11 protein-coding genes are annotated in these 11,666 nt (G+C 46.2%); 9 read left to right on the forward strand and 2 right to left on the reverse strand.

Annotated features, from left to right (window positions below; all coding sequences use genetic code 11):
* Positions 1-51: 51 nt before the first annotated feature.
* The gene (locus GGC63_RS25340; protein ID WP_192704692.1) at positions 52-1,032 is read right to left on the reverse strand and encodes an aldo/keto reductase; all 981 of its coding nucleotides are present in this window, start codon (positions 1,030-1,032) and stop codon (positions 52-54) included.
* 124 nt (positions 1,033-1,156) lie between these two features.
* Here GGC63_RS25340 and GGC63_RS25345 point away from each other — a divergent pair, with 124 nt between their 5' ends.
* The 9 genes from GGC63_RS25345 (at position 1,157) to GGC63_RS25385 (ending at position 9,780) form a co-directional block, all read left to right on the forward strand.
* Positions 1,157-2,047 (forward strand): LysR family transcriptional regulator, encoded by an 891-nt coding sequence (locus tag GGC63_RS25345; protein WP_192704693.1) that lies wholly within the window; start codon positions 1,157-1,159, stop codon positions 2,045-2,047.
* 396 nt (positions 2,048-2,443) lie between these two features.
* Positions 2,444-3,976, forward strand: coding sequence for a dockerin (locus GGC63_RS25350; RefSeq protein ID WP_192704694.1), 1,533 nt, complete (start codon positions 2,444-2,446; stop codon positions 3,974-3,976).
* A 248-nt stretch (positions 3,977-4,224) separates the two neighbouring features.
* Positions 4,225-4,890 carry a GntR family transcriptional regulator gene (locus GGC63_RS25355; RefSeq protein WP_192704695.1) on the forward strand — a complete coding sequence of 222 codons (666 nt, stop codon included), beginning with the start codon at positions 4,225-4,227 and terminating at the stop codon, positions 4,888-4,890.
* A 19-nt stretch (positions 4,891-4,909) separates the two neighbouring features.
* A complete protein-coding gene (ilvD, locus tag GGC63_RS25360) occupies positions 4,910-6,595 on the forward strand; it encodes a dihydroxy-acid dehydratase (RefSeq protein ID WP_192704696.1) in 1,686 nt (561 codons plus the stop codon).
* 155 nt (positions 6,596-6,750) lie between these two features.
* A complete protein-coding gene (locus tag GGC63_RS25365) occupies positions 6,751-7,458 on the forward strand; it encodes a DNA alkylation repair protein (protein WP_192704831.1) in 708 nt (235 codons plus the stop codon).
* 224 nt (positions 7,459-7,682) lie between these two features.
* Positions 7,683-7,916, forward strand: coding sequence for a hypothetical protein (locus GGC63_RS25370; RefSeq protein WP_192704697.1), 234 nt, complete (start codon positions 7,683-7,685; stop codon positions 7,914-7,916).
* 174 nt (positions 7,917-8,090) lie between these two features.
* On the forward strand, positions 8,091-8,291 hold the full coding sequence (locus tag GGC63_RS25375) for an RCC1-like domain-containing protein (protein WP_192704698.1): 201 nt from the start codon (positions 8,091-8,093) through the stop codon (positions 8,289-8,291).
* A 98-nt stretch (positions 8,292-8,389) separates the two neighbouring features.
* The gene (locus GGC63_RS25380) at positions 8,390-8,776 is read left to right on the forward strand and encodes a MerR family transcriptional regulator (protein WP_192704699.1); all 387 of its coding nucleotides are present in this window, start codon (positions 8,390-8,392) and stop codon (positions 8,774-8,776) included.
* Positions 8,777-8,874: 98 nt separating this feature from the next.
* Complete coding sequence (locus tag GGC63_RS25385) at positions 8,875-9,780, forward strand: NAD(P)-dependent oxidoreductase (RefSeq protein ID WP_225948496.1); 906 nt, start codon at positions 8,875-8,877, stop codon at positions 9,778-9,780.
* Positions 9,781-9,909: 129 nt separating this feature from the next.
* Here GGC63_RS25385 and GGC63_RS25390 read toward each other — a convergent pair whose 3' ends face one another.
* Positions 9,910-11,469, reverse strand: a complete 1,560-nt coding sequence (locus GGC63_RS25390; RefSeq protein WP_192704700.1) for a multicopper oxidase family protein — start codon at positions 11,467-11,469, stop codon at positions 9,910-9,912.
* Positions 11,470-11,666 lie beyond the last annotated feature (197 nt).

The following is an 11,666-nucleotide window of genomic DNA, read 5'->3' on the forward strand; positions in this document are numbered from 1 at the left end:
GGTCATCATTGCCCGTTGACATGCCAAGCTTTCTTTTCGCAGCAATTATATTCACAAGAGATCCCGCAGCTTAGCAATATCTTCATCCGTTCTGTTGCCGTGGATCTCGATTTTAGCAAGTTCATTCTCAATTTGATTATACTCATCATCCGTTAGCTCGACATCAGCCGCCCCCAGATTTTCCTGAATTCTCTCAAAATTTCGTGAACCGGGGATAGGAACAATAAAATCTTTTTTATGCAGCATCCATGCCAGAGAAATTTGTGCCGGGGTGGCATTCTTTAATGCTGCAAATCGCGTTAATAAATCCAGCAGCGGCTGATTGGCTAACCTATTCTCCTTGCTGAAGCGGGTGATCACCCTTCTTGCGTCAAATCCAACAAACTCCGTATCTGCTTGGATTTTCCCGGACAAAAATCCGCTGGCAAGCGGGGAGAAAGGTACGAAGCCAATTCCCAGCTCTTCACATGTGTGGATCACATCTCTTTCAAACATCCGCTCCATGATTGAATACTCGCTCTGAATCGCAGTCAATGGAGTTACCGCATGTGCGCGTCGGATTTCATCTTCTGTGGCCTGCGACTGCCCCCAGCCCAGTATTTTTCCTTCTTTAATCAGCCCGCCCATACAGTATGCGATTTCTTCCACCGGTATGTTCTTATTCACTCTGTGTTGATAGTAGAGGTCGATACGATCGGTTCCAAGCCTCTTCAGAGAAGCATCCACGCGCCCTCTAATTTGCTGCAGCATCTTTTCAGTCGAGCTCGCTTCGTCGCTTTTTTCATACATAATCTTTGTAGCAATCACAACTTGATCCCGGATCGGCCTCAGCGCTTCACCCACCAGCTCCTCATTAGACCCCATACCGTAGATCTCAGCCGTGTCGAAAAAAGTACAGCCTAATTCATAAGCCTCGTTAATCAGGCGAATCGCATCACGGCGCTCCGGTACAGCACCATATCCCATAGATAATCCCATGCAGCCATAGCCGATCGCGGACACTTCCAAATCTCTCAATTTTCTTTTATACATTGCTGTTGCTCCTTTCATTTTCTCTGAGTTCCTCTCTAATGTTACAGTTGGAGTGCTTGATACGGAAGTTCAAATAGGTTAGCATGGTATTAACTATTAGTTTATACGGAGAGAAGGCTTAATAATGAATGAACAGTTGAATACGTTTATTCAGGTGGCGGAGTCCGGAAGCTTTTCCAAAGCGGCTGAGAAACTATTTGTTTCTCCAACCGCAGTGATGAAGCAAATGAATTTGCTGGAGAAGCAAATAGGAGTTCCTCTTTTGACTCGCACGAATCATGGTGTTGGACTCACTGAGGCCGGAAAATCGTTTAGCAAGGATGCGGCATTTATGCTGCAGTATTTTCAAGAAGCCCTGCTGCGTACACGTCATGCCGCACAGACAAGTCAGGTTATTCGCGTTGGGACCTCTATGCTTAATCCATGCAAGGTTTTGCTCGATCTATGGAATGAAATCAGCGATCAATATCCGCAGTTTAAGATCAACATCGTCCATTTTGAGGATGATGCTTATACACTCCCAACTACGTATCGTACCCTTGGCCAAAACTTTGATTTCATCGTAGGGCCAACACTTACAGATAACTGGAAGGATTATTTCCGCGTGCTAGAACTAGGCAGTTACCGCTTTTGCTTTGCAGTCTCTCGCAACCATCGGCTGGCTTTCCAAAAAACATTGTCTGTCAAAGATTTATATGGGGAGAAGCTGGTTGTGGTGAACGGCGGAAAATGCGCCGCAATTGAAACAATTCGCGATTTTTTGATAAGGAACCATCCTCAAATCAAAATTAAATATATTCCGCGCCTATATGATCTTGACGTATTCAACCGCTGCGTAGAAAGTAATACAATCATGCTAACATTGGATGCATGGAAAGATATTCATCCGTCCTTGGTGACCCTTCCTAGCGATTTGGATTTCACTATACCCTATGGTTTGCTATATCCTTTGCAGCCATCCGAGGATGTCAATCAGTTTCTAGAAATCATTAAGGAAATGCAATCTAAGAACTAAGAAAAAAAGAGAATCCAATGGTGTGAGAGCAGCCCTCTTCTTGGGAACAAGGTGAGGGTTATTTGAGTTCCGGATTCGACCCGGCGAATTACTGGCACTAACATAACACTTTCTATGGGATTCTCTGTGTCAGCAGCTTTTTGTTCAGCAAAAAAAGGTAACTACCCTACAACTATGATGTGTGACCCCCATAAGGATTTTGAAATAATAGGTATAATGAAGAACTGTAAGCGCTTACTGGTAGTGGCGAGGTCTATACCGGAAGGGCAGCGGCTTGCGGCATCAAGTTTGCAGAGCAAGGGGGGGAAGTCGAATCATTGGATGCGCCAAGCTCAATCATGGTTGTCTATTTCATTACAGAGACTCACAGCTAGACTATAATAGGAGGTTACATGTATGCTCAAATTGAATAAGTCAAAAATGAAAAAGCTATGCGGAATTTCAGTTTGCCTATCGGTGACATTATCATTATTTTGCACGACTGGCAACCATGTCAATGGTGCGGCGGCAGCTGCTCCCCAAAATGTCATTGCCTTTCCCGGAGCTGAAGGCGGAGGGAAGTTTGCAACAGGTGGAAGAGGAGGCGATGTAGTGTATGTTACTAATCTGAATGATAGTGGCCCAGGTTCATTCAGAGATGCGGTTGGGACGCCTAATAGAATCGTTCTTTTTAAAGTTGGAGGAACCATTGAATTACAAAGCGATGTCGTTGTCAAATCCAACGTGACCGTAGCAGGCCAGACCGCCCCGGGCGGCGCAGGAATTACATTGAAAAACTATAAAATCGGTCTTGGCGGCGATAATATTATCCTTCGCTTTATCAGTTCAAGGCCTGGTGAACGAGGTGTTGCGAAGGATTATGATGCATTCGGAGGTTCAAACGGAAGCAACTCCATCGTCGACCATGTTTCCATTGGCTGGGCGAATGATGAGCAATGGGGGCTTTATTCAAAAAATGATAACTACACGGTACAGTACTCCATTATTGGTCCATCGAATTCATTCTCCTACCATTCCAAGGGAATTCACGGGTTTGGGGTTATGCTTGGCAGAGCTAATGCTTCATGGCATCATAATCTGATTGTGCATAACGTATCTCGCAATTTCCGAGGGAAAGTGGTAGGAACCAATCCAATCGATTTTACCAATAACGTCATTTATAATTGGGGATATGAAACGGCTTATGGAACTTTAGGTCATGAAAATTATGTAAACAACACATTGAAAACGGGTGTTTCAACCAAAGGGGGCTTCAATTATATAAGTGTCGGCGATAGCGGAACAAGTCCCGAAAACTTTTCTATTTATTTAAAGGGGAATCGTTTCCTTAATAAGGACAATACAGAATACAGCACGTTTACCTCGGATAACTGGACTGGAATTAAATATGGCTCTGGAAAAACAGAAGAAAATACCCGTTCGGATGTACCTTTCGAAATGCTCGTAAACGGGGTCAATGTATCTACAGCCGTCTACGCGGAAAGTGCGGAGGATTCCTACAATCATGTGCTGCATTACGCCGGTGCAGCGGTAAGTGCGAATCAAAGGACGGAAATTGACAAGCAGGTTGTTCAGGAAACTAGGACGGGTAAAGGATCGCTTACAGGTGCTAGACCTTATTCGGAGGCTACGGATGAACAAAAAGCTCAGCTTGATAAATACCATATTGAGACTGGAGTTAAGTACACCTATCCTGATGCAGTGTTGACCGGCGCGTCGACAGATACAGATGGAGACGGTATGCCTGACGACTGGGAGAAGGCGAGAGGTCTTAATCCGAACAGCGCTTATGCACCTGATGGTACTCTGGAATCGAGGGGAGATTACCTGGGACAAGGATATACAAATATAGAATATTATATCAATGATCTGACGGTACATGCATTTCCAGCCAACACAGTTCAGTTATCTCCCAAGAAAAAGAAGTAAGGAAGTAACATTTCCGACTAGATCTAGATAAATGCAAATGAGAGTATGGACGAAGCCTATGCTAAAGCGTAGGAGCGTCCATTTTTTTTGTAGATGGCAGTGTAACGTGATGGGGTCTTAAATTGATTTCAACAAGGAAGTGATGAAATCATCATTGGGATACAAATAAAGATTAAAAATAACCTATTGCATTTCATATATGTATGCGATATATTGCATATAAGATCAAAAAAGTAAGGATGATAAAATTGCCAGTACCCAAAAATTTCGTTTCGCCCGCGCGGATGTCCGCAAAAGAAAGAGCCTTTTCCCAAATTCAACGATGGATTATCGATGGTACGCTTCAACCAGGGGAAAAACTTATTGACGCCGAATTAGCGGAGTCGCTTGGAGTTAGCCGTACACCGATTCGGGAAGCATTTCAGCTGCTCGAAGTGCAAGGGCTCGTTTCGACGCATCCTGGAAAAGAAACAAAAGTGACGGAAATTGAGAAGGATGACATCTTCAAGATGTATTCAACGATGGCAGTTCTTCAGGCTTTAGCAGCTGAAATTACCGCTAAGATTATTGCACCAGAGCAAATTGAGCAGCTTCGATCGATTAATCACGATTTTGCTAGTGCCATTAATAACGGTCAAGCTTACCAGGCCATGGAGACGGATGAACAGTTCCATAACCTTATCGTGGAGCTCTCGGACAATCCTTATATCGCTTCATTCAGCGCGTCGCTTCAGATTCATATCCGGCGCTTTAAATACGTCTTCTTAAAGCAGCCGGTTACGGCGACACAAGCTTCAGTCGATGAGCATGCTTCGATTATTTCAGCTTTTGAGCAGAAAGATAGCGATCGCGCTCAGGCAATAATGAAGCAAAACTTCATCCGTCCGATGCAGGAGCTGCACGAATTACTTTAATAGACAGGGGAGAGGAATAATGGCGAGCGGAAAGGATCTTCGTATTCGCAGTAAGGTAATCAGCGAGGGTGTGAACCGGGCACCGAACAGAGCGATGCTGCGTGCCGTTGGTTTTAAAGATGAGGACTTCAAAAAGCCGATGATTGGCGTAGCCAGCACCTGGAGTGAGGTAACACCGTGCAATATGCATATTAATGAATTGGCTGTTCAAGCTAAGCTTGGGGTGCGTAATCATGGTGGTGCTCCGCTGATTTTTAATACGATCACAGTCTCAGATGGTATTTCAATGGGCCATGGAGGCATGCTGTTCTCGCTGCCAAGCAGGGAAGCAATCGCGGATTCTATTGAGATTGTAACAGGAGCTGAGCGGTTTGACGGTCTTGTGGCGATCGGTGGATGCGACAAAAACACGCCCGCCTGTTTGATGGCAATTGGACGGTTAAATATTCCTTCCGTTTACGTATATGGAGGAACGATCCAACCGGGCAATCTCGACGGTAAAAAAGTTGATATCGTCACGGCTTTCGAAGCGGTCGGACAATATCATGATGGAAGAATGACGGATGAACAGCTCCATAAGGTAGAATGTAGCGCTTGTCCGGGTCCAGGCTCTTGCGGCGGCATGTACACCGCCAATACCATGGCCGCTGCTGCAGAAGCAATGGGTATGAGCCTTCCGGGCTCCTCTTCTACGCCAGCCATTTCGCCTGATAAAGCGGCAGAATGTGTTGAGGCTGGTAAACAAGTCATATCGCTGCTTGAACAGGAGATCTACCCCAAAGACATTATGACGAAAAAAGCATTTGAAAATGCGATAACGGTCGTTATGGCTTTGGGAGGTTCAACAAATGCTATCCTGCATTTGCTCGCCATTGCGCATTCGGTAGGTGTCGATTTATCATTGGATGATTTTGAGCGAATCCGCCTCCGTGTTCCCCATTTGGCAGATCTGAAGCCAAGCGGCCGATTTGTTATGCAGGATTTGAACGAAATTGGCGGCATTCCGGGTGTAATGAAGTTCTTACTCGCTGAGGGTCTTCTTCACGGTGATTGCCTCACGGTCACAGGCAAGACCTTGGCAGAGAATCTATCCAAGGCAGCACCTCTTCGAACTGATCAGGAGATTATTCGCCCATTGGATAAACCACTGAAGCCTAGCGGACCATTGGTTGTTCTTAGAGGCAACCTCGCTCCTGAAGGCGCCGTTGCCAAAATGTCCGGTATGAAGAAGCAGCAGTTTGTCGGACCTGCAAAGGTGTATGACAGTGAAGAGGACGCAACAGAAGCCATTTTGAGAAATGAAATCCATAAAGGGGATGTCCTAGTTATTCGCTATTGCGGTCCCAAGGGCGGGCCAGGTATGCCGGAGATGCTATCTGTTACTGCACTGATTGTAGGCAAGGGTCTTGGCGGGGAGGTTGCCCTTATTACGGATGGCAGGTTCTCGGGTGGTTCCCATGGCTTCGTAGTCGGTCATGTATCACCTGAAGCGCAGGTAGGCGGACCAATTGCATTGCTGCGGAATGGGGACATCATCACCATCGACAGTGAAACTCAGCAGATTAGGTTTCAAGTGTCGGAAGAGGAGCTTGCTGCCCGGGCGCAATCATGGGTACAGCCTCCGCTCAAAACAAATTCGGGCGTACTGGCAAAGTATGCAAGACTAGTTTCCTCAGCATCTACAGGTGCAGTTACTGATATGTAATAACAATGAAGAATCGCCAAGCTTGTGGCGGTTCTTTTCTTTTATTCCTTCACGGCCGCGGTTCTGATTTCATTGGATTATGGCCGATTTATGATATATTCAATGATAAGACGGCTAAAGCACTAACTACTATCTATATAAAGGAAGTGCGAACAATGAATCTAGAAATGGTCATGCAAGAGCTTGAGGCTCTCGGTAAGGAGCGTACCAAGAAAATATACCAGTCCAACGGCGCGCACGAACCCCTTTTTGGTGTAGCCACAGGTGAAATGAAGCCCCTTTTCAGGAAAATAAAACGAAATCAGCCATTGGCAGAGCAGCTCTACGCTACAGGGAATTACGATGCTATGTATTTTGCCGGGATGATTGCAGATCCTGCAGCCATGTCAGAGGCTGATTTTGAACGGTGGATTGATAAAGCTTATTTTTATATGCTATCGGATTATGTGGTTGCTGTCACTTTGGCAGAAACGGAAATAGCTCAACAAGTTTCGGATAAATGGATTGCAAGCGATATAGAGCTCAAAATGTCAGCGGGTTGGAGCTGCTACTGCTGGCTGCTCGGGAATCGTCCGGATAGCGAATTTTCCGAAAAGAAAATTGCTGATTTGCTGGAACTTGTTAAACATACGATTCATGATTCCCCGGATCGTACGAAGTACGCGATGAACAATTTCATTTACACGGTGGCAGTATCCTACCTTCCGCTCCATGAAAAGGCGGTCGCTATCGCAAAGGAAGTAGGACCGGTAGAAGTTCATACAGGTTCTGCAAAAAGCAAGTTTTTAAACGCTTCCGTTACGATTCAAAAAGCCGTAGATAAAGGGCAGCTTGGCTTCAAACGAAAATATGTAAGGTGTTAGTCCATAAATGATGTATAAGTCAAAAGTGATGGGCTGGAAATAGAATGGAATCATCATAAATGTGGGAAAGGATGATTTTCACAATTCTCCAGGGCACTCAGTGGAATCAAAGTCTTTTAACGCATACAAGCGAACTTTTGGAACTATACAGCTTCAGTTTCGCATGATCATTAAAGATCCCTTATAATGATAAGTGAATAAAGTGTAAGTAGAGGTGAAAAAAATTGAGCTTGACTCCACTGCAACAATCCATTTTATTAACATTAACCACGGAATGGCAGACACCGGCACAGATTGCAGGTCAACTTACGGAAGCTGCGGATCTATCCGACGTAAATCATTCACTAAAAGACCTTATACGTGAAGGGTTGGTACAGGCTAACCCCGTGGTTCTGGGTCTGTATCGATTATCCACTCTCGGCACGCAAAAGACGAAGGATATGGGTGAAAATCAATAAAACAGCCCGGCACAAGAGACTTTCGCATACGCGTATTCAATGAAAAAGTTCCAAAAACAACGCGGTTGCCGATATGCATCGGTAGCCGCGTTGTGATATCCCGTATAGGGACTGATAGAGATGCTCTAAGGATAGGGGATTATCAAGCGAGTAACGTTTACAAGGAGGTAACCGATGGATTACAATTCACCGAATGAAGCGGCGTTAAAGGTGAAACGGTGGCCTAAAGATACCATAGCGGCGGGTCGTCGTCATATCGTTGGCCTTAAGTCGGACGGCACAGTGGAGGCTGTGGGGGATAACGAGTACGGACAATGCGATGTAAGTATCTGGCGAGGCATCCAGCTGCCCGGCGTCAAAAAAAATGCCCATTAGACCTATCTACATATAAATGGGGAAGCCAATTAAGATAATGCCATTTCCGACAAGCGTCTTCTTATCCTATAACGAACATAGAAGGAGGTTCAAGCGGGATGAAAATAAGCGAGCTGTCGCGATTGACCCGCGTAAGTATACGGTCGATCAGGCATTATGACAACAAAGGCCTTCTGAACGCCGTTAGAATGGAGAATGATTATAGGGATTTCGGCGAATCTGCCGTAGAAAGAGTCAGAGCGATTCAACTATACTTGAAGCTCGGACTAACGACCGATGAAATCGGAACTTTGTTCAAAGGCGAGACGGCGGATCCCGACGAATATGAATTTTGCGAGGAAATGCTGGCGACGTATGAACAGAAGCTTGGGAATGTAAATCATCAGATCGAAGCGCTTCATGCTCTGAGAAGATTGTTGGAGAGACAAATCGATATAACGAAGAGGAAACAAACACCGTCTGACGCAGACACGCCCCGGAGATAATGAAATGCTCCTGGGCCGTTTTGTTTTTTGTGTTGACTTTGACACTAGTGTAATCCTTTATGATGTCCTTGAGGTTATCATGAAAGGGGTTTTTTACATTGAATAGCAATGCACATGCAGCAGGGAAAAGCAAATCGGTGACTATCATCGGCCTGGGTCCGATGGGCCAGGCGATGGCGGGCGTTTATCTGGAGCACGGTTATAAGGTAACCGTATGGAACCGAACCACCAGCAAAGCGGACGAGCTTGCATTGAGGGGAGCCGTCAAAGCATCCACCATCAAAGAGGCGTTGGACGCAAATGATCTGGCGATCCTCAGCCTTACGGATTACGATGTAATGTATGAAATCCTTGAATCGGCTTCGGAACAATTGTCCGGCAAGGTTCTCGTCAATCTGAGTTCGGATACTCCGCAAAAAGTTCGTACGGCAGCAAAATGGTTAACCGACCGTGGGGCCAGCCTGATTACCGGGGGAGTACAGGTTCCGCCTTCCGGTATCGGTAAGCCGGACTCTTACACGTACTACAGCGGTCCAAAAGAGGTGTTCGAGGCTCACCAGAAGGATCTTGAAGTCCTCACCGGCACTGACTATCGAGGTGAGGATCATGGACTTGCCATGCTGTATTATCAGATCCAGATGGATATATTCTGGACGTCCATGCTGGGCTACCTGCACGCATTTGCAGTGGCAAGCGCGAACGGCATAACGGCGGGGCAGTTCCTGCCATATGCTTCAGCAACGCTGTCATCATTGCCAACATTTGTTAAGTTCTACACACCGCGACTTGACGCCGGTAAGCATCCTGGCGATGTGGACCGACTGGCTATGGGGGTTGCGAGCGTCGAGCACGTCGTTCATACAACAGAGGATGCCGGCATCGATATTGCTTTGCCATCTGCGGTTCTGGATATTTTCAAACGAGGGGTAGAGAAGGGTCATGCTGGGGACAGTTTTACCAGTCTCATAGAAATCTTCATGAAATCATCCGATGTCCGTTCATAAAAGGGAGACGATTTCTTAGCCATGATCTAGGGAATCAACGCCTCTCAACAATAATCGCCTTTGGCGGCTTCCGGTCAGCATGTGGCCCGGACGGAATTAACCCGTCCGGGCCTGAACTATTTAGTATAGTCATTTTTTGCGGGGAAGTCCTTTACCGCGAACAACTTTTAACGGCCGCATCATATCGTAGTCTTCGTGCTCTAGAATATGACAATGCCAAACGTAGTTGCCTGTATATGGTACGAACTTTGCGATCATTTTTGTAACAAATCCCGGGGGTACCCGAACAACATCTTTATTCCCCCGTTCATTAGCTGCTGGAGGAACTGCAGGACCAGTGTAGCGTATTTTTTTCGTCTTGTTATAGTAATTTACATCGAACGGTCTACGGCTGAGAATTTGGAAGTGAACCAGATGCGTATGCATAGGATGCGTGTTAGTTCCCGGGTTAACGAAGTTCCATACCTCAATGGAACCCAGCTTAGGCCGCTGCGTAGCCGGCGCCATGAAGCCCTTGCCATTTAACAGCTGAACCTGTCTCCCAAATTGATCGGGGGATGAATTGAGCTCAAGATACCGTACCCGGCGCGCTTTGGCGGGCAATAAGCGGGGGATGACTCTCAGTTTGGCAGGTATCCGGCTTTTATCCGGAGAAGTGAGACGATGGCCTACCCGAAACTGCATAATTTTTCCCGTTGTATTCGGATCGGGCATTGTTCCCCCTGGAAACGGGGCCCGTGCACTGTTGGTAAGTAAGATTTTTTGTCCTTTATGCCGTGAAAAGTCTATGATCACATCCGCCCGCTCGGCAGGACCGAGAATCAGTTCTTTTACCCGAACCGGTTTCGGCAGGAATCCTTGGTCGTTCCCGATTTGAATAAACGACTGCCCGGAGCTCAGCTTCATTTTGTAAAAACGTCCATTGGCACCGTTAATGATACGGAACCGGTATTTCCTCGGCTCCACATTCAGGTACGGCCATACCGTCCCATTAACCAGATTCGTATTTCCGAAGAACATCGGCACGATCGAAGGATTTACTCCTTTTACCGGCGGGGAAGTATTGCTCGGATAAAAAAGCTGCCCATTATTCTTAAACGACCTGTCCTGAATGAGCAGCGGAATTTCGAACTTTCCTCTGGGCAAACGGAAAGACGCTTCGCGGGCATCACGAAGCAGATAAGCACCAGCCAAACCGGCATAAACATTCAAACGGGTAATTCCAAGCGCATGGTCATGATAAAACAAAGTGGTCCCAGATTGCTGGTTCGGATAATCATACACCTTTTGTTTGAACAATGGACCGACTCGTTTAAAGGAACGGCTGAACCAGGCTAACGGATTTCCGTCACTTCCTTGGCGAGCTACGATACCATGAAGATGAACAACCGTACGAACCTCCGGAACGTTAGGTCCGGCCCCTGGAACCGTTTTGTCTACCGGCAGCAGATGCTTAAGCGGCAGAGCGTTGATCCATTTTACCCGGACACGTTTATTTTTTCGAGCGATGATGGTCGGTCCTGGATATCTTCCGTTATATCCCCATACGGTAGTTGGGGGAAGATCTCTGTGCAGTTTCTGCTTTACCTGTTTCATTCTTACTTCATAATAGGTGCCCTTCGAACTGCGGGATTTAGGTTGTAAGACCGGCGGAATGGCGAGAGGAGTAACAAACTTTTTAAGCGGCACGCATGATCCTCCTTACTAAGGTTTGACATTCGTTCCAGGGTATTTGTCTTGAAACGTTGATATAAGTTAATGCCAATAGAGGGGATCGCGAAACGTACATGAGCCCAGTAATCTTATTTTTCTCTAGGTAGCACTAGCCAATTCCGGTAAAAAGAGGATATTTAAAAGGAAGACTGAGGCAACGTTATGGAGGACAG

The sequence above is a fragment of the Paenibacillus sp. OAS669 genome, from assembly GCF_014873645.1.
Classification (GTDB): domain Bacteria; phylum Bacillota; class Bacilli; order Paenibacillales; family NBRC-103111; genus Paenibacillus_S; species Paenibacillus_S vulneris.